The 17,776-nt window shown below is 64.5% G+C and carries 15 protein-coding genes; 8 read left to right on the top strand and 7 right to left on the bottom strand.

Going from position 1 to position 17,776, the window contains the following annotated elements:
• Positions 1–145: 145 nt before the first annotated feature.
• Positions 146–2,020, bottom strand: coding sequence for a SulP family inorganic anion transporter (locus IEX41_RS08580; protein ID WP_188789835.1), 1,875 nt, complete (start codon positions 2,018–2,020; stop codon positions 146–148).
• Between the two features lie 283 nt (positions 2,021–2,303).
• A complete protein-coding gene (gene secA, locus IEX41_RS08575; RefSeq protein ID WP_188789834.1) occupies positions 2,304–5,060 on the bottom strand; it encodes a preprotein translocase subunit SecA in 2,757 nt (918 codons plus the stop codon).
• A 209-nt stretch (positions 5,061–5,269) separates the two neighbouring features.
• On the opposite strand from secA, the gene IEX41_RS08570 reads away from it, so the two are divergent.
• The 4 genes from IEX41_RS08570 to IEX41_RS21695 all read left to right on the top strand — a co-directional run bounded on the left by IEX41_RS08570 (position 5,270) and on the right by IEX41_RS21695 (position 8,126).
• Positions 5,270–6,121, top strand: a complete 852-nt coding sequence (locus IEX41_RS08570) for a peptidylprolyl isomerase (protein ID WP_188789833.1) — start codon at positions 5,270–5,272, stop codon at positions 6,119–6,121.
• Complete coding sequence (gene argJ / locus IEX41_RS08565; protein ID WP_188789832.1) at positions 6,122–7,351, top strand: bifunctional glutamate N-acetyltransferase/amino-acid acetyltransferase ArgJ; 1,230 nt, start codon at positions 6,122–6,124, stop codon at positions 7,349–7,351.
• Between the two features lie 85 nt (positions 7,352–7,436).
• Complete coding sequence (locus tag IEX41_RS08560) at positions 7,437–7,838, top strand: (deoxy)nucleoside triphosphate pyrophosphohydrolase (RefSeq protein ID WP_188789831.1); 402 nt, start codon at positions 7,437–7,439, stop codon at positions 7,836–7,838.
• A gap of 159 nt (positions 7,839–7,997) precedes the next feature.
• Positions 7,998–8,126 (top strand): hypothetical protein, encoded by a 129-nt coding sequence (locus IEX41_RS21695; protein ID WP_277874169.1) that lies wholly within the window; start codon positions 7,998–8,000, stop codon positions 8,124–8,126.
• Positions 8,127–8,490: 364 nt separating this feature from the next.
• On the opposite strand, the gene infB is transcribed toward IEX41_RS21695, so the two are convergent.
• The 5 genes from infB to IEX41_RS08535 form a co-directional block, all read right to left on the bottom strand.
• Complete coding sequence (gene infB, locus IEX41_RS08555; RefSeq protein WP_188789830.1) at positions 8,491–10,980, bottom strand: translation initiation factor IF-2; 2,490 nt, start codon at positions 10,978–10,980, stop codon at positions 8,491–8,493.
• A complete protein-coding gene (locus IEX41_RS08550) occupies positions 10,981–11,643 on the bottom strand; it encodes an RNA-binding protein (RefSeq protein WP_188789829.1) in 663 nt (220 codons plus the stop codon).
• A gap of 2 nt (positions 11,644–11,645) precedes the next feature.
• Positions 11,646–13,280, bottom strand: a complete 1,635-nt coding sequence (nusA, locus tag IEX41_RS08545) for a transcription termination factor NusA (RefSeq protein WP_188789828.1) — start codon at positions 13,278–13,280, stop codon at positions 11,646–11,648.
• 7 nt (positions 13,281–13,287) lie between these two features.
• Positions 13,288–13,881 carry a ribosome maturation factor RimP gene (gene rimP / locus IEX41_RS08540; RefSeq protein WP_188789827.1) on the bottom strand — a complete coding sequence of 198 codons (594 nt, stop codon included), beginning with the start codon at positions 13,879–13,881 and terminating at the stop codon, positions 13,288–13,290.
• 356 nt (positions 13,882–14,237) lie between these two features.
• On the bottom strand, positions 14,238–14,633 hold the full coding sequence (locus tag IEX41_RS08535; protein WP_188789826.1) for a VOC family protein: 396 nt from the start codon (positions 14,631–14,633) through the stop codon (positions 14,238–14,240).
• Between the two features lie 75 nt (positions 14,634–14,708).
• On the opposite strand from IEX41_RS08535, the gene dapD reads away from it, so the two are divergent.
• The 4 genes from dapD (at position 14,709) to IEX41_RS08515 (ending at position 17,576) form a co-directional block, all read left to right on the top strand.
• The gene (dapD, locus tag IEX41_RS08530) at positions 14,709–15,536 is read left to right on the top strand and encodes a 2,3,4,5-tetrahydropyridine-2,6-dicarboxylate N-succinyltransferase (RefSeq protein ID WP_188789825.1); all 828 of its coding nucleotides are present in this window, start codon (positions 14,709–14,711) and stop codon (positions 15,534–15,536) included.
• Positions 15,537–15,695: 159 nt separating this feature from the next.
• Positions 15,696–15,950 carry a GlsB/YeaQ/YmgE family stress response membrane protein gene (locus tag IEX41_RS08525; protein WP_188789824.1) on the top strand — a complete coding sequence of 85 codons (255 nt, stop codon included), beginning with the start codon at positions 15,696–15,698 and terminating at the stop codon, positions 15,948–15,950.
• 99 nt (positions 15,951–16,049) lie between these two features.
• A complete protein-coding gene (locus IEX41_RS08520; RefSeq protein ID WP_188789823.1) occupies positions 16,050–17,087 on the top strand; it encodes a sodium:calcium antiporter in 1,038 nt (345 codons plus the stop codon).
• Positions 17,088–17,240: 153 nt separating this feature from the next.
• Positions 17,241–17,576: a DUF8846 family protein gene (locus IEX41_RS08515; RefSeq protein WP_188789822.1), complete on the top strand. Its 336-nt coding sequence runs from the start codon at positions 17,241–17,243 to the stop codon at positions 17,574–17,576.
• Positions 17,577–17,776: the final 200 nt, after the last annotated feature.

Raw genomic sequence — 17,776 nt, 5'->3', positions numbered from 1 at the left:
ATGAAGGCTAGGTCCGGGTCGCCGCCGCTCTGGCCCGGTGCCCCCTCATATCCGCTCACCCTGGCATATTTCCCGGGCCTGCCCCCACTGCCCGGGGCCTATGACCCGCAGTGCCGCGTTGATCACCCGCATGCCGAATCGCGGCCTAGAGGTCTTGCCGAGAGGTCTCGGCATCGCCGCCCGGCTGACCTGCACATTCGCGGAAGATCCTTACCTGGCACGTCCTGCAGATCTCCGGATCAAGCTCAGGGATGATCTCGGCAATTGCGTCACGCTTGGACATGTGGACATGCTCACGGCCAAGCGCCTTGACCACGCGGAATCGTGCCAGCTTGTTCAACGCACGCAGGCTCCCGATCTTGAGATGCAGCGATCCGCCCAGGGCCTGACGCTTGCGGGCCTCTTCCACCAGAAGCTCGGCGGCGGGAAGGTCCATTTCACTGCTCGACGGTGTCATGAAGAGGATATGCTTCTGCGACGGTCGCTCGGTCCGGAACCGGTGGAAGTCCCGCCGTGTCGCCTCGACCGTGCCGAAATAAAGCGGCCCGTGCATGGCGGTAATCATAAGCTGTGGGCACTCGTCCAGATCGTAAAGCCGGGCGCTGCGCATGTGCCGGCTGGGCGCCTCGGGGTGCGGAGCGACGACGGCGATCACCGGCTGCGCGATACGCGCCAGGAACAGCAGGAGCGACAGGATCACCCCGGTATAGATGGCGAACTCGAGGCTGATGAACACGGTGCTGAAGAAGGTGGCCCCCGCGATCAGCGTCTCGACCCCAGAGGTGCTGCAGATATGCCGGATCTCGCGGAAATCGACCAGCCGCCAGGCCACCAGCAGGATCACCCCGGCAAGCCCGGCGATGGGCACGTACGAGAACAGCGGCGCCACCAGCAGAAGGATCACCACCAGCAGCAGCGCCGAGAAGATCGACGCAAGCGGCGTGCGCGCCCCGCTGTCGTAGTTCACTGCCGAGCGGGTGAAGGAGGCCGACACCGGGTAGGCTTGGAAGAAACTGCCCACGAGGTTGGCCGCACCCTGCCCGATGAACTCACGGTTGCCGTCAAGCATCTGGCCCGACTTGCCCGCCATGGCCCGGGCGATGGACACCGCCTCGAGAAGGCCCACGAACGCGACAGCGAACGATCCCGACACGATGTCGCGCAGCAGCCCCGGGCTGAGGTCCGGCATCGCCGCCACCGGCAGCACCGACTCGATTGCGCCCACCGTGGTCAGCTCTGCCCCCTTGAACGCAAGCCAGCGGCCCAGCAGCGTCGCCGCCAGCAACGCCACGAGGTAATGGGGCAGGCGCCGGTCGATGCGCTTTACCGCGATGCCGACGGCAATGGCAGTGACGCTGACGGCCACCGCGGCCAGGTCGGCACCGGGCACCCCCACTGCCAGCGCCCGCGCGAAGGCCATCGGATCGTCGGGTCGCGGCAGATCCAGGTTCAGCACGTGACGCAGCTGGCTGGTGGCGATCAGCAAAGCTGCCCCGGTCACGAAGCCGGTCATTACGGAATGCGACACAAAATCCACCAGTGTGCCCATGCGCATCAGCCCCAGCAGCAGCTGGAACAGACCCACGAGGAAGGCCATCGAGATGGCAGCAGCAATGAACTCGGGCGAGCCGGGCACAAAGCTTCCCGCCAATGCGCCGAAGACCAGCGCCGAAAGCGCCGTGGTCGCGCCAGTCACTGCATGCCAGCTTGACCCCAGCAGCGCGGCGATGATGGTGGGAATGATCGACGCGTAAAAACCATACTCGGGCGGCAGGCCCGCAATGGCGGCAAAGGCGATGCCCTGCGGCAGCACCAGCGAGGCGCCGGTCAGACCCGCCAGCAGGTCCGCCCGCAGGGTCTGCAGCGAAACCAACCGCACCCAGTCGGGACGCGAGAAGATCTCGCGCCGGGTCCGGATCAGGGCAGCCCTGATATGTGCGCCCGGGGTCAGCGCGTTCTCGCCAAGCTCGGCCCGGTGAGGGGACTCGATCTTGGATCCGGTGGCGTGCCAGTGCTCCATCAGGTGGGGTCCGTTAGCGTTCGGTCGCGCCCGTCGCGAGCTGCTCCGGGGCGGGCGGTGACAAGGATAGACTAGATGCAGAAGGCCCCGGCCATTTGGCCGGGGCCATGTCTATGCGCGGTGCGTCGGAGGCCACCGGCCAGCATGATGAGCAGCAATCACACATCCCGGCAGCACGCCTTGACCGGAGCGCCACAGCATCGCCTGTCTAGCAGTCCTGCCGAGGGCCATCGGGCCCAGGGCGCGGCCTGCGGACACAGGCGTGGCGGGCCGCGCCGGCCCGTCAGGCAAGCCGCCCGTGGCAGTGCTTGAACTTGCGGCCCGAACCGCATGGGCAGGGGTCGTTCCGGCTCGGGTTGCCCCAAGTCGCCGGGTCGCTTTCGTCGAAGCCGTCCACCAGCGGGGTGGTGGGTTCCGGGGGGATGCCCTCGGCGGCCTCCTGCACTTCGGCCTCGGTCTCGGGCGCGGGAGGCTGAGCCGCGCGGGCCCCTTCGGCCTGATCGCGCAGAGCCTGCTGCTGCTGCGACAGCTTCTGCATCATCGCCTGCTGCTCTTCGTCCGTCATGGGACGAATGCGCGACAGTTGTTCGGTCACCGTCTCGCGCAGCGATTCCAGCATGGTCTCGAACAACTGGAAGGCCTCGGTCTTGTACTCGTTCAGCGGATCGCGCTGCGCGTAGCCACGGAAGCCCACGACCGAACGCAGGTGCTCCAACGTCAGCAGGTGTTCGCGCCATTTCTGGTCGATGGTCTGCAGCAGGATCTGCTTTTCGATCTGGCGCATGGTATCGGCACCGAAGGCCTCGGCCTTCTCTGTCATCATCCTGTCGGACGTCTCTTCGAGCCGTTCACGGATGATCTCTGCGTCCGTGCCTTCCTCTTCGCCCCACTTGATGACCGGGACGTCGATGGACAGCTTCTGCAGCAGTGCCGCATAAAGCCCTTTGGTGTCCCACTGGTCGGCGTAGGTCTTCGGCGGGATGTAGGCATCGACCAGCTCGTCGATGACATCGTGGCGCATGTCCTCGGTGATCTCGGACACGTCCTCGGCTTCCATGATCTCGAGCCGCTGCGCAAAGATCACCTTGCGCTGGTCGTTCATCACGTCGTCGAACTTCAGAAGCTGCTTGCGGATGTCGAAATTGCGACCCTCGACCTTGGCCTGGGCGCGTTCCAGCGACTTGTTCACCCAAGGGTGCACGATCGCCTCGCCTTCCTTCATGCCAAGCCGCGACAGCATCTTGTCGAGCCGTTCAGACCCGAAGATCCGCATCAGGTCATCGTCGAGCGACAGGTAGAACGAGCTGCGGCCCGGGTCGCCCTGACGGCCCGAGCGGCCGCGCAGCTGGTTGTCGATGCGGCGGCTCTCGTGGCGTTCGGTGGCAAGCACGAACAGGCCGCCGGCCTCCTTGACCGCAGCCTCGGCCTTGTCGTGATCGGCCTCGATGCGGGCACGGATCTCGGCGGGGTCTGCGTCGGGCGCCTCGGCGATGGCGCTCATCACCTGGAATTCGAAGTTGCCGCCCAGCTTGATGTCGGTGCCGCGGCCCGCCATGTTCGTCGCGATGGTGATCGCGCCCAGCTTGCCGGCATCAGCGACGATCTGCGCCTCCTGCTCGTGCTGGCGCGCGTTCAGAACGTTGTGCGGCAGATTCTCCCTGGCGAGAAGCTGGCTCAGCATCTCGGATTTCTCGATCGAGGTGGTTCCGACGAGGACCGGCTGGCCCTTCTCGTGGGCCACCTTGATCTCTTCTGCGATGGCCTCGTATTTCTCGCGGGCGGTGCGGAAGACCTTGTCGTCGTCATCGACCCGCGCGATGGGCCGGTTGGTAGGCACTTCGACCACGCCAAGGCCATAGATCTCCATGAATTCCTCGGCCTCGGTGGCCGCGGTGCCGGTCATGCCGGACAGCTTGTCATAGAGACGGAAGTAATTCTGGAAGGTCACCTGGGCGAGGGTCACGTTCTCGGGCTGGATCTGGCAGCCTTCCTTGGCCTCGATGGCCTGGTGCAGACCATCGGAAAGGCGGCGGCCCGCCATCATGCGCCCGGTGAACTCGTCGATCAGAACCACCTGCCCGTCGCGGACGATGTAGTCCTTGTCGCGGGTGTAAAGCTTGTGCGCCCGAAGCGCCTGGTTGACGTGGTGCACCACGGTGGTGCTTTCCGGATCATAGAGGCTCTGCCCCTCTTCCAGAACGCCAGCGCTATGCAGCACCTCCTCAAGCGCCTCGTTGCCTTCCTCGGTGAAGGTGACGCTGCGTGCCTTCTCGTCGAGGGTGTAGGCCTCTTCTGGCAGCTGCGGCATCAGCTTGTCGATGGCGACGTAAAGGTCCGAACGGTCCTGGCTCGGGCCTGAAATGATCAGCGGCGTGCGCGCCTCGTCAACGAGGATACTGTCCACCTCGTCGACGATGGCGAAGTAATGGCCGCGTTGCATCATCTGCCCGAGGTCGGACTTCATGTTGTCGCGCAGGTAGTCGAAGCCCAGCTCGTTGTTGGTGGCATAGGTGATGTCGCAGGCATAGGCCTCGCGCTTCTCGTCCTCGGCCTGGTTGGGATAGACCACGCCGGTGGTGAGACCGAGCGCGGCGAAGACATTCGCCATCCATTCCGCGTCGCGGCGAGCGAGGTAGTCGTTCACCGTGACCACGTGCACGCCCTTGCCGGTCAGCGCGTTGAGATAGGCCGGGAAGGTTGCGACGAGGGTCTTGCCCTCACCGGTCTTCATCTCGGAAATATTGCCCTGGTGCAGGAAAATGCCGCCCATGAGCTGCACGTCGAAGGCACGCAGACCGATGGCCCGGCGGGCCCCCTCGCGGCAGTTGGCAAAGGCCTCCGGCAGCAGATTGTCGAGGTGTTCGCCACCCTCGATACGCTTCTTGAATTCTTCCGTCTTGGCGATCAGGCCGGCGTCGTCGAGTTTCTCGAACTCGGGCTCCAGCGCGTTGATCTTTTCAACGATGGTACGCGTGGCCTTGACCTTGCGATCGTTCGGCGTTCCGAAGACCTTCTTCGCGAGACTTCCGATACCCAGCATTCTGGCCTGCTTCCTGTCTGACAAAACCGTGTTCTTGCGGTGGCATCCGCTTGCCCGCCCGGAACGCAGCCCATATGACACGAGAGAACGACCGGCCTTGCAGAGCCATTGGGCCATGTAAGGCTGTGCTGTGGGAGTGTCAACGTTGCCCCCGGTGGCCATGCTCCTGCCGTGACCGACATACCAAGGACCCGAAAGGACCTGATCTCATGCGCAAGACCCTTACCACCCTGACCGCGGCGGCCTTCGCCATCGGCCTGGCGCTGCCCGCCTCCGCACAGGACGACATGGGGCTCGATACCGTGGTTGCGACCGTCGGCGACACGGACATCACCCTTGGCCACATGCTGTCGGTCCGCGCCACGCTTCCCGATCAATACCAGCAGCTTGGCGACGAAGTGCTGTGGACCGGCATCCTCGACCAGATCATCCAGCAGGAAGTTCTGGCACAGGATGACGCGGCCGAGGAAACCGCCCGCGTGACCCTGTCGCTCGACAACGAGCGCCGTTCGCTTCTGGCAGCCGAGGTGGTCAAGACGATAGCCGACGGCGCGGTGAGCGACGAGGCAGTACAGGCGGCCTATGACGAGCAATACGTCGACGCCGAGATGGGCCAGGAATTCAACGCCTCGCACATCCTCGTGGAAACCGAGGAAGAAGCCCAGGAGATCATCACAGAGCTCGATGGCGGCGCCGATTTCGCCGAAGTGGCGCGCGAGAAATCCACCGGGCCCTCCGGCCCCAACGGCGGCGAGCTTGGCTGGTTCGGTGCCGGCATGATGGTCGAGCCCTTCCAGGCGGCCGTCGACGAGATGGAAGTTGGCGAGGTATCCGAGCCGGTTCAGACCCAGTTCGGCTGGCATGTCATCAAACTCAATGAGACCCGCGTCCAGGAGGCTCCGGCCCTCGACGAGGTACGCGGCGAGATCGAGATGAAGCTGCAGCAGACCGCGGTGCAGAATTACATTGACGAAAAGATGTCCTCGGCTGACATCACTCGGAAGGACGCGTCCGAAGTCGATCCCACGGCGCTGTCGAACATGCAACTCCTGGAGGAATAATTGGCCAAGATCACGTCTGTCTCCCCGCTCGCACCCGCAGCCTTTCCCGACCTTCCGGTCATTGACGGGGTGCGATACGCCTCCGTCGCGGCAGGGGTGAGATACGCGGGACGCACGGACGTGATGCTGACCCTCCTGGCCCCCGGCAGCACCGTTGCCGGGGTCTTCACCCGCTCCAAGACCCGGTCCGCCTGCGTGCGCGATTGCCAGGCCAAGATCGGCGGCGATGGTGCCGAAGGCGCGGCGATCCTCGTGAACTCGGGCAACTCCAACGCCTTCACCGGCGCTGCGGGGGACGAGTCCGTCGCGGCGATCTGCGCCGCCACCGCCGAGGCCACCGGCCTGCCTGCTGCCCGCGTCTTCACCAGTTCCACCGGGGTGATCGGCGAGCGCCTCCCCCACGACCGCATCATCGCCAAGCTGGATGAGCTGAACGGTGCGCTCGATGCCGCCAAGGGCGAGGAAGCCGCCCGCGCCATCATGACCACCGACACCTTCCCCAAAGGCGCTTCGGCCACCGTGAACCTGCCCGGCGGCCCGGTGAAGATCGCGGGCTTTGCCAAGGGCTCAGGGATGATTGCGCCCGACATGGCGACGATGCTGGTCTACATCTTCACTGACGCGAAGGTCTCGCGCGCTGACCTGCAGCGCATGGTCTCGGAAATCAACGATCGCAGCTTCAACTGCATCACCGTCGACAGCGACACCTCGACCTCCGACAGCCTGCTGATGGGTGCCACCGGTGCCTCGGGCGTCTCGGTCACGTCCGCTGACGCCGCCTTTGCCGAAGCGCTTGAGGGGGTATTCCTCGACCTCGCCCACCAGGTGGTGAAGGACGGCGAAGGCGCGACCAAGTTTGTCACGGTCAACGTCACCGGCGCTGAATCCGACACCGACGCCCGCACCCATGCCATGGCCATCGCCAACTCGCCGCTGGTCAAGACCGCGATCGCCGGCGAGGACCCCAACTGGGGCCGCATCGTCATGGCCATCGGCAAATCCGGCGCCGCCGCCGAACGCGACATGCTGTCGATCAGCTTCGGCGACATCCTCGTCGCGGAAAAGGGCTGGGTCGCTCCCTCCTACAAGGAGGCCGACGGCGCGAGCGTGATGAAGCAGCCCGAGATCATCATAAACGTCGACATCGGCTTGGGTGGTGGCAAGGCTACCGTCTGGACCTGCGATCTCACCCACGGCTACATCAGCATCAACGCCGACTACCGGTCCTGACGCCCGCCCCTTCTTCTCTTTTCAAATATGCCGGGGAGCGCGAGGGGCTGGCCCCTCGCTCCGGCGTTGCCGCCAGGAGCTCCGCATGGCCCATATCGTCCTCGTTTCCGCCGTCGCCCTTATCGACACCGACGGCCGCGTCCTTCTGGCCCAGCGGCCCGAGGGGAAGTCTCTCGCAGGCCTCTGGGAATTCCCCGGTGGCAAGGTCGAAGCGGGCGAAAGCCCCGAACATGCCCTGATCCGCGAACTGCAAGAAGAGCTGGGCATAGACACTTGGGAAAGCTGCCTTGCGCCTCTGACCTTCGCCTCGCACGCCTACGATGATTTCCACCTGCTGATGCCGCTGTTTGCCTGCCGCAAGTGGCAGGGCACGCCTCAGCCGAAAGAAGGTCAGGCGCTGAAATGGGTCAGGCCGAACCAGCTGCGCGATTACCCCATGCCCCCCGCGGACCTGCCGCTGATCCCGATCCTGCGGGACTGGCTCTGAGATCCGGAAGTCCAGGAATTTCTGCGCTGCAGCAAGAATATTTTAAGAAATACTCACGATTGCACAACAATTAGTCGCAGTACCGATTATTTCTTGTGGAGATTTTAACGTTTTCCCGATATCCGTGAGTTTCTTGTATCTGATTGGGGAACACTGGAAATGCTGCGTACGATCGTTCTTGGCAGTTGCGTCTCCGTCCAGGGCATTCTTGAACAGAAGCTCCCGGATGGACGCATCGCTGTGCGGGTCGGCACCCAGGTCTTCACCGGCACACCGGTCGCAGCCTAAACCGCTCGCAACGCTCTCTTGAACATTACCACGAAAGCCCGACCCTAAACGGCCGGGCTTTTCGCTGTCCGGCCCCCAGACAAACCTCAGGCCCCTCCGCAAGCCAATGCCAAGGCGGCTTCGGGCCCGCAACGCGCTGCCTGACAGGCCTTTCGGGTTAACTGCAATGCAGTTGCTTCCATGCCAAGCTCAGCAGCGCGTAACCAAGTCGATGCTTGCCTCTACTATTTGCAGTGACATGCACCACGCTGGAGCTTCGTCAGGCTCTTACCTCCAAATTCCGCGCTCTTGTCCGGTCTTCCGGCAATGAAAAAGGGCGGCACCAGCAGGTACCGCCCCTTCAATTCTTTGGATCAGGCAACGATCAGAGCGACCGCTCAACCTCCTCGCGCTCGAAGATCTCGATGACGTCGCCCTGGCGAACATCCTCGTAGGCTTCGAAGGCCATGCCGCATTCCTGGCCGGACTGGACCTCGGGAACCTCGTCCTTGAAGCGCTTGAGCGTCTTCAGCGTGCCTTCGTGGATCACCACATTGTCGCGCAGCAGGCGGACACCTGCGGAACGACGCGCCACACCCTCGGTAACGAGACAGCCGGCAACCTTGCCAACGTTCGACACCTTAAAGACTTCGCGGATCTCGGCGTAACCGATGAAGTTCTCGCGGATCTCGTTGGACAGCAGGCCCGAGGCCGCTGCTTTTACGTCGTCCACGAGGTCGTAGATCACCGAGTAGTAGCGGATCTCCACACCCTTCTGGTTCGCGCTGTTGCGCGCAGGCGCGTTGGCACGGACGTTGAAGCCGATGACCGGGCAGCCCGACGCTTCGGCAAGACCGATGTCGGTCTCGGTGATGGCACCCACACCGTAGTGGATGACCCGCACGCGGACCTCGTCGTTGCCGACCTTCTCGAGCGCCTGAACGATCGCCTCAGCAGACCCCTGCACGTCGGCTTTCACAACCACCGGCAGTTCCGACACGTTCTTGTCGTCTTTGGCCTTCTTCATCAGCTGCTCAAGGGTGGTCGCGGCACCGGCGGCGGCGCGCTTCTCCTTGGCTGCGTGTTCACGGTACTCTGCGATCTCACGGGCCTGTGCCTCGGTGCTGGTGACGTTGAGAACGTCGCCCGCCTCCGGCGTGCCGTTGAGACCAAGCACCTCGACCGGAACCGACGGACCGGCTTCCTTCACGCGCTCGCCCTTGTCGTTGATGAGCGCACGGACCTTGCCGTACTGCTCGCCCACGACGAAGATGTCACCCTGCTTGAGCGTGCCGTTCTGAACGAGAACGGTCGCAACGGGGCCACGGCCCACATCCAGCTGCGCCTCGATCACGGCACCTTCGGCGGCGCGGTCGGGGTTGGCCTTCAGTTCGAGAACCTCGGCCTGCAGCGCGATAGCTTCGAGCAGTTCGTCAAGGCCCTGCCCGGTGTGGGCCGAGACTTCGACATCCTGCACGTCGCCCGACATGGCCTCGACGACCACTTCGTGCTGCAGCAGATCGGTGCGGACCTTGGTCGGGTTCGCCTCGTGCTTGTCGACCTTGTTGATAGCGACGATCATCGGCACACCCGCCGCCTTGGCGTGTGCAATGGCTTCGACCGTCTGCGGCATGACGGCGTCATCCGCCGCGACCACCAGCACCACGATGTCCGTCACCTGTGCACCACGGGAGCGCATGGAAGTGAAGGCGGCGTGGCCCGGGGTATCGAGGAAGGTCAGCACGTCGCCGCCCTTCGTCGTCACCTGGTAGGCGCCGATGTGCTGGGTGATGCCGCCGGCTTCGCCGGAGGTCACGTTGGCTTCGCGAATCTTGTCGAGCAGCGACGTCTTGCCGTGGTCGACGTGACCCATGATCGTGATGACCGGCGGGCGGCCCTGCAGATCTTCCGGCTTGTCGTCAACTGTCTTGATGACGTCTTCAACGTCCGCGTCGGAAACGCGGGTCACACGGTGGCCGAACTCTTCGATGATGAGTTCCGCGGTGTCAGCGTCGATCGACTGGTTCTGCGTCGCCATGATGCCGCTGTTCATCAGCGACTTGACCACGTCAGCCACGCGTTCCGCCATGCGGTTCGCCAGTTCCGCGACCGTGATGGCCTCGGGCAGCTGAACGTCGCGCACAATCTTCTCGCGCTGCTGGCTGCCGCCCATCGCCTTCTGACGCGCACGCTCCTGCTTGCGCTTCATCGCGGCCATGGACTTCTGACGGCCACCTTCACCACCAAGCGCCTGGTTCAGGGTCAGCTTGCCGGAGCGGCGGTTGCCATCATCGCGGCCACGGGCAGACCGGCCACGCTCTTCGCGCTCGCGGTCGGCCTTGCGTTGTGGGCTCGGGGCGGGCTTGGCGCCGGCAGGCGCCGCGCGGTCCGCGGCCGGTGCCGCCGCAGCAGCAGGTGCGGATGCCTCGGCCTTCTTGGCAACCTTCGCAGCCTCGGCGGCCTCGGCAGCCTTGCGCTCTTCTTCGGCCTTGGCCTTGAGACGCTCTTCGGCTTCGCGCTGCTCGCGCTCTTTCTGTTCCTTCTCGGCGCGCTGGCGTGCACGCTCTTCGGCGCGGGCCTTTTCCTCGGCCTCGCGCTTCGCGGCTTCACCAGCCTCGCGCGCCTTGGCAGCCTGAAGCGCCTTCAGGCGGCGCTCCATCTCGGCGTCGGTGATCCCCGCAGGGCGCTTGCCACTGCCGCCAACCGCACCGCTTTTGCCACCACCCGCTGCGGGCTTGGGCACCACGACGCGTTTGCGCTTGGTTTCCACCACGACGTTCTTCGTACGCCCGTGGCTGAAGCTCTGCTTCACAGAACCCGAACGGGGCCCTCCGCCACGTACACCCAAAGTCTTCTTGCCGTCGTTATCGCTCATTCAGCTCTCTCGTCCTTTCCGGCGGCCGCTGCCGCCCCCGGTGGCCCCTGCCACCGTTTTCGCGTCGGACGCACCGACACGCAGGCCCTTCAGTCGTCGGGCCTCCTCTACAACACGTTTGGTGAGTCCGCCAGCGCCAAGCGCGGCATGTATCACCTTTTCACGACCGAAGGCCAGCCCAAGTTCATCCGCAGTGAGCCAACCGATATAGGTCCCCCAGGGGGGAGTAGACAATTTGGACTTGCCGCGAGACGACCCGTCCTCGGCCTGGATCAGCACATCGGCGTCCTCACGCCCAAGCCAGTCCTTGACCTTTTCATAGCCCGCCACCGCGGCGCCGGACTTGCGTGCGAGGCTGATGAGTTCCACCACCCTGCGCGCCAACATCTGTTCCACGAGCACCGGAAGGTTTTCCGGTACGGTGACCGGAGCCTTCGCGGCCCGTTTGAAGAGGCCCTTCTTCTCGGCAGTCTCGAGCGCCTTCGTCTCCGAAGACACCCAGATGCCGCGCCCGGGCAGCTTGCCGGCGAGGTCAGGCACAACCTGCCCCTCCGGCCCCACCACGAAGCGGATCAGTCCGGACGCCGGTTCCGTTTCGCCCGTGGCGATACAGCGGCGTTCCGGGCCGTCCTCGCGGTTTTTCTGTGCGCCGCCCCGGCTCATGTTCAGGCCTGCTCCTCGTCGGTGTCTTCTTCGGCGTCGATCTCGAGATCGTCACCCTCTTCCTCGTCCGCCTCGAGCTCGGTCGGATCGACCCAGCCCAGCATGACGCGTGCGGTCATGATGAGGTTCTGAGCTTCGGCAAGATCGACATTGAACGTCTCGAGAAGGCCATCGTCCTTCACACGCTTGCCGTCCACGACGGTCCAGCCGCCGGCCAGTTCCCAGTCCGCGCAGGTCGCGAAGTCCTCGAGGGTCTTCACGCCGTCCTCGGCAAGTGCCTCTACCATTTGGGGAGTGAGGCCGTCGAAGTCAATGAGGCTGTCCTCTGCACCCAGTTCACGAGCGTGTTCCAGAGCCTTGCGGGCCTGTTCCTCGAGGTTCTCGCGGGCACGGGTCTGCAGTTCCTGCGCGGTGTCCTCGTCGACACCGTCAATGACCAGCAGCTCGTCCAGCTCGACGTAGGCCACTTCCTCGAGGTTGGTAAAGCCTTCGGACACCAGAAGCTGGGCGAAGAACTCGTCGAGATCCAGCGTGTCCATGAACAGCTTGGTGCGCTGCTCGAACTCGGCCTGACGGCGCTTCGATTCTTCCTCTTCGGTCATGATGTCGATGTCGAGGCCGGTCAGCTGCGACGCAAGGCGCACGTTCTGACCACGGCGGCCAATCGCCAGCGACAGCTGCTCGTCGGGCACAACGACCTCGATGCGCTCGGCGTCCTCGTCGAGCACCACCTTGCTCACCTCTGCGGGCTGCAGGGCGTTCACGAGGAAGGTCGGCATATCCTCGTTCCACGGGATGATGTCGATTTTCTCGCCCTGAAGCTCGTTCACGACGGCCTGAACGCGGCTGCCGCGCATACCGACGCAGGCACCGACGGGGTCGATGGAATTATCATAGGAGATGACGCCGATCTTGGCGCGCGAACCGGGATCACGGGCCACAGCCTTGATCTCGATGATGCCGTCGTAGATTTCCGGCACTTCCATCTTGAACAGCTCGGCCATGAATTCCGGCGCGGTGCGCGACAGGAAGATCTGCGGGCCGCGCACTTCGCGGCGCACATCCTTGATGTAGCAGCGGATGCGATCGCCGGGGCGATAGGCCTCGCGGCCGATCTTGTCATTGCGGCGCAGGATGCCCTCGCCACGGCCGATGTCGACGATGACGTTGCCGTATTCCTCGCGCTTGACGGTACCGTTGATGATGGTGCCGTTGCGGTCCTTGAATTCGTCGTACTGGCGATCACGCTCGGCTTCGCGGACCTTTTGCAGGATCACCTGCTTGGCCGACTGGGCCGCGATCCGGCCAAGATCCACAGGCGGAACTTCTTCTTCGTAGGTGTCGCCCACCTGCGGGTCGGCCATGTACTGCTTGGCCTGCTTCACGGTGAACTCGGCCTGGTAGTTTTCCAGAAGCTCGTCTTCGACCACGGTGCGCACCCGGGTAAAGGTCGCCCGGCCGGTCTTGCGGTCGATCTTAACGCGGATGTCCATCTCGGAGCCGTAGCGGCTCTTGGCGGCGCGGGCGAGCGACTCTTCCATAGCCTCGATCACGAGAGCCGGGTCGATCATCTTCTCGCGCGCGACGGCCTCGGCGGTCTGAAGCAGCTCGAGCTGGTTGGCAGAGGTGATTGCCATGGGGGTCTTACTCCTCGTCGGTGGCCGCGTCGTCGGCCTGAATTTCGTCGAAAGTCGATGCATCCGCGTCGTTGCCATCGCGCGCCTTGCGGGCTTTGAGCATCTCGCGCATGAGGTCGTCGGTCAGGATCAGCTTGGCATCGGCCAACCAGTCAAACTGCAGGCCGATGGTCTGCGTCTCGCCATCCTCTTCGATGTTGAGCAGCACTTCGCCGCCCTCGACACCGGCCAGGATGCCCTGCCAGCGCTTGCGCCCATCCACCAACTCTTCGGTCTGAATCTTGGCGTCATAGCCTTCGTAAGTCTCGAAATCCTTGAGCCGCGTCAGCGGACGGTCGACGCCGGGGCTGCCGACCTCGAGCACGTAGGTGTCGATGATCGGGTCTTCGACATCAAGTACGGCGGAAATGGCGGTCGAAATTTCGCCCAGCTCGTCGATCTCGACACCGCCCTCGGGGCGCTCGGCCATGATCTGAAGCGTGGCGGTCTTGCCGCTCATCAGGCGGAGGCGCACAAGCTCGAACCCCATGTCCTCGATGACGGGGGTGACGATCTCGGCGATGCGCTTGTCGATGGAGGTCTTGGCGATCAGGTCTGTCATGTCTCCGGGTCCGGTTGAGGTCCGATTACGGCACAAAAAAACGGGCGCGCGGCCCGTCGTATCTTTCCCGGTGGGCCCCGGAGAAGCTCCGAACGCGCCGCTATTGAGGGGGGATATACGCGCCGCACCGCGATTCCGCAAGGGGTAAGCGTGGGTCGCCGCATATCACCGGCCGCCGGGCTGGCGAAGCGGCCTCCGGACCTCCCGGTTTGTCCCTGCAAAGTCCGCAAGACCCTGCCCCTTTGGGCGCCAGGCAACCGGTCGCCAGCCTGAAGGCGGCCAAGCCAAAGCCTCGTCTCCGGTATGGCGATGTCGCGGCGACCTGCGGCGCTGGGTCCGGGCCGCCGCGCAGAATCTCAGAGGTAGCGTCCGCCCCGCTGCAGCACCTCGATCTCGTAACCGTCAGGGTCCTGCACGAAGAAGAACCGTGCGATGACTTCTCCGCCCGGGGCGAAATCCACCAGCTTGCGGGGGTTCAGGCCGGCCTCGGTGAAGCGCGCGTGCTCGGCGGCGACATCCTCGACCGACACGGCGAAATGGCCGTAGCCATTGCCCAGATCGTAAGGTTCGGACTGGTCCTTGTTCACCGTCAGCTCCAGCTCGAACTCCGACTCTGGGTTCGACAGGTAGACCAGCGTGAAGCTGTCGAAATCGAGCCGCTCCGCGACCTTGAGCCCGAAGGCGGTGTCGTAGAAGGCGACCGAGCGGTCCTCATCTAGGACGCGGATCATGCTGTGGATGGCTTTGGCCATGCTGGAGGCTCCTTTTCTTGCGGCGATCTGGCCGCTATAGGCAATTCAAACCCCGGATCGCACGAGGAGACAGACATGTCCAACGCACAGCTCGAAGCCGCCATCGAAGCCGCCTGGGAGGCGCGCGACACCATCACCCCCGCCACCACCGGCGAAACCCGCGAAGCTATCGAGGACACGCTCGACGCGCTCGACAGCGGGCAGCTGCGCGTGGCGGAGAAGACCGAGAGCGGCGACTGGCAGGTCAACCAGTGGGCCAAGAAGGCCGTGCTGCTGGGCTTCCGCATCAAGGACATGGAACTGCAGTCCGGTGGCCCGCAGGGCAGCGGCTGGTGGGACAAGGTCGACAGCAAGTTCGCAGGCTGGGATGACGCCGAGTGGAAAGAGGCCGGCTTCCGCGCCGTGCCGAACTGCGTCGTGCGCCGGTCGGCCTACATCGCGCCGGGCGTGGTGCTGATGCCGTCGTTCGTGAACCTCGGTGCCTACGTGGACACCGGCACCATGGTCGACACCTGGGCCACCGTCGGGTCCTGCGCACAGATCGGCAAGGGCGTGCACCTGTCAGGTGGCGTCGGCATCGGCGGCGTGCTGGAGCCCATGCAGGCCGGCCCGACCATCATCGAGGACAACTGCTTCATCGGCGCCCGCTCCGAGGTGGTCGAGGGCGTCATCGTCCGCGAAGGCTCGGTGCTGGGCATGGGTGTCTACATCGGCCAGTCCACGAAGATCGTCGACCGCGAGACCGGCGAAGTCATGTACGGCGAGGTGCCGCCCTACTCGGTGGTCGTGTCGGGCACCATGCCGTCGAAGAACGGCGTGCACCTCTACTGCGCCGTCATCGTGAAACGCGTCGACGAGCGCACCCGCTCCAAGACCGGCATCAACGAGCTGCTTCGCGACTGATCCGCGACGCAGACTATTGTGGAAGGCCGGGGCACCTGCTCCGGCCTTTCGCGTGGCGGGCCGTAAAATTACAGGGGCGCGGAACCAATCCAAACCTTCGGATGTTGTTAACTCAGACGCCGGGCGTGCCCCGGCACCATATATTCAAGGGGTTTTACAATGACCGGACTCGGTTGGCTTGCAGCCATCATCGTCGGCGGGATCGCCGGCTGGCTCGCGGAACAGTTCATGAAGTCGAACATGGGCATCATCATGAACATCATTCTCGGCATCGTGGGCGCGATCCTGCTGAACGCCATCCTGATGTTTGTTGTCGGCAGCACGCTGGGTGGCTGGATTGGTCAGCTGATCATCGGCTTCATCGGTGCCTGCATTCTGATCGCCATTGCGCGGGCCTTCCGCCGGAGCGCCTGACACATTGGCCATGAGGCCTTGGGCCGTGCACCACCCGGTGCGCGGCCTTTTTCATGTCACCCACTCCCCCGACGCAGCTGACCAAGACGCCGGAGCCCCATGTTCGCCGATCTATCGCTCACGATCCTTCTGCTGATCTTTGCCATCGCCGGGGCCGCCGTTGTCGCCGCCTCGATCCGGGCCACCCATCTGGCCGACCTCATCGCCGACCGCACCTCTCTGGGCGAAGCGCTGGCGGGGGGCATCCTGCTGGGCGGGGCCACCTCGCTGTCGGGGGTGGTGGTGTCGATCACCGCCGCCTATGGCGGTGACGCGAGCTTTGCGGTGTCCAACGCGGTCGGGGGGATCGCGGCGCAGACCTTGTTCCTTGCCGTGGCGGACCTGCTGCACAAGCGCGCCAACCTCGAACATGCCGCCGCCGAGCCTGCGAACCTGTTCCAAGCGGTGATGCTGATGATCCTGCTGAGCCTTCCCGTCGCCGCGATGGCCGGGCCGGACATCGCCTATTTCGGGGTGCACCCCGTGTCGCTGGTGATGTTCCTAGGCTACCTGTGGGGCGTGCGGCTGTCGGCCATCGTCAGCGAACGACCCATGTGGCAACCGGTTCAGACCCGCGACACGCGGAAAGACGAGCCCGAGGAAGACCACGACCCAAACGCCCCGGTCCTGAGACCCGCGCTGATCTTTGCCGCTCTGGTGGCCCTCATGGGCTGTGCGGGCTGGATCATCAGCCAGGTCGCAGGCGAATTCATCACCCGCTACGGGCTGTCATCGAGCCTTGTCGGCGCGCTCATCACCGCGACGATTACTTCGCTGCCCGAGCTGGTGACCACGCTGGTCGCAGTGCGAAAGGGATCGTTGCAGCTGGCCGTGGGCGGCATCATCGGCGGCAACACCTTCGACACGCTGTTCCTCGTGTTCTCGGACGTAGCCTACCGCGATGGCAGCATCTATCAGGCAGCGGGGCAGACCGACCTCTATTGGCTGGCGACGGGCATGCTGATGACCGCCGTCCTGCTGGGCGGGCTGGTGCTGCGCCAGCGCGAGGGGCCGGCGCGCATCGGTATCGAAAGCGTTCTGCTGATGGTGATCTACGGCTGCGCCGTGGCGGTCGAGCTCTTCGGTTCCATGGGCTGAGCCCGCCCCAGGCATTCCCCACTGTGTGCCGCTGGAATAGTTCAGCATGCGCCGCTGGCGCAATTCAGTATGCGCCCCAAGCGAAACGCAGTGTCCGCTTGACAGGGGCGCGGCGCTGCCGCATCCCCCCGCGCAGTCAAGCCGGAGTCCGTCATGAACAAGCCCAAGAAACCCTCGCGCCAGCAGGTCTACACGCTTCTGGTGGACGTGGGCCGCAAGTCCGGTGACGGGCTACCCGACAAGGCTACCGGCGCCGCGCTGATGTGCTATGCCTCCGGTGTCGACGAGGCCGAAGCGGTGCGCGAGACCGTCGCGATCCTCAAGCAGGCCGATGTCGCCCCGCTGGACGTGACGGGCTACGGCACCCTCGAGGAACGGCTCGAACAGGGCCACGACATCGACGAGGACGAGCGCGCCCTTATGGAGCGCGCGCTCGAAGAGAACTCGGTCATCGTCGCGCAGGTCACGCCCTTCTACGACGAGGACTAAGGGCACCACCCACCCCGCGGCCCCTGAGAGGGCAGATCTGCGGTTGGTCCATCCGCCAGGACATCCATCCACTTGGGAAGTCATGCGCTTGGGAAAAGGGCTTGGGCCGTGCATGCCGCTACAAGTCCCATCGTCTCCAAGCATCGGCATCTGGTCATGACAAGGGGCATCGCGGCGTCGATCAACCCACACCATTTTGC

Origin of the sequence: Salipiger pallidus (genome assembly GCF_014643635.1) — a bacterium.
Lineage (GTDB): Bacteria > Pseudomonadota > Alphaproteobacteria > Rhodobacterales > Rhodobacteraceae > Salipiger > Salipiger pallidus.
This window is presented reverse-complemented; position numbering and strand designations above follow the sequence as displayed.

Coding starts and splice junctions, on each gene's coding strand:
- IEX41_RS08515 (WP_188789822.1), top strand. CDS start 17,241: ATGAACAAGCCCAAGAAACCCTCGCGCCAGCAGGTCTACACGCTTCTG.
- IEX41_RS08525 (WP_188789824.1), top strand. CDS start 15,696: ATGACCGGACTCGGTTGGCTTGCAGCCATCATCGTCGGCGGGATCGCC.
- rimP (WP_188789827.1), bottom strand. CDS start 13,881: ATGACAGACCTGATCGCCAAGACCTCCATCGACAAGCGCATCGCCGAG.
- secA (WP_188789834.1), bottom strand. CDS start 5,060: ATGCTGGGTATCGGAAGTCTCGCGAAGAAGGTCTTCGGAACGCCGAAC.
- IEX41_RS08520 (WP_188789823.1), top strand. CDS start 16,050: ATGTTCGCCGATCTATCGCTCACGATCCTTCTGCTGATCTTTGCCATC.
- IEX41_RS21695 (WP_277874169.1), top strand. CDS start 7,998: ATGCTGCGTACGATCGTTCTTGGCAGTTGCGTCTCCGTCCAGGGCATT.
- dapD (WP_188789825.1), top strand. CDS start 14,709: ATGTCCAACGCACAGCTCGAAGCCGCCATCGAAGCCGCCTGGGAGGCG.
- IEX41_RS08550 (WP_188789829.1), bottom strand. CDS start 11,643: ATGAGCCGGGGCGGCGCACAGAAAAACCGCGAGGACGGCCCGGAACGC.
- IEX41_RS08570 (WP_188789833.1), top strand. CDS start 5,270: ATGCGCAAGACCCTTACCACCCTGACCGCGGCGGCCTTCGCCATCGGC.
- IEX41_RS08580 (WP_188789835.1), bottom strand. CDS start 2,020: ATGGAGCACTGGCACGCCACCGGATCCAAGATCGAGTCCCCTCACCGG.
- nusA (WP_188789828.1), bottom strand. CDS start 13,280: ATGGCAATCACCTCTGCCAACCAGCTCGAGCTGCTTCAGACCGCCGAG.
- IEX41_RS08560 (WP_188789831.1), top strand. CDS start 7,437: ATGGCCCATATCGTCCTCGTTTCCGCCGTCGCCCTTATCGACACCGAC.
- infB (WP_188789830.1), bottom strand. CDS start 10,980: ATGAGCGATAACGACGGCAAGAAGACTTTGGGTGTACGTGGCGGAGGG.
- IEX41_RS08535 (WP_188789826.1), bottom strand. CDS start 14,633: ATGGCCAAAGCCATCCACAGCATGATCCGCGTCCTAGATGAGGACCGC.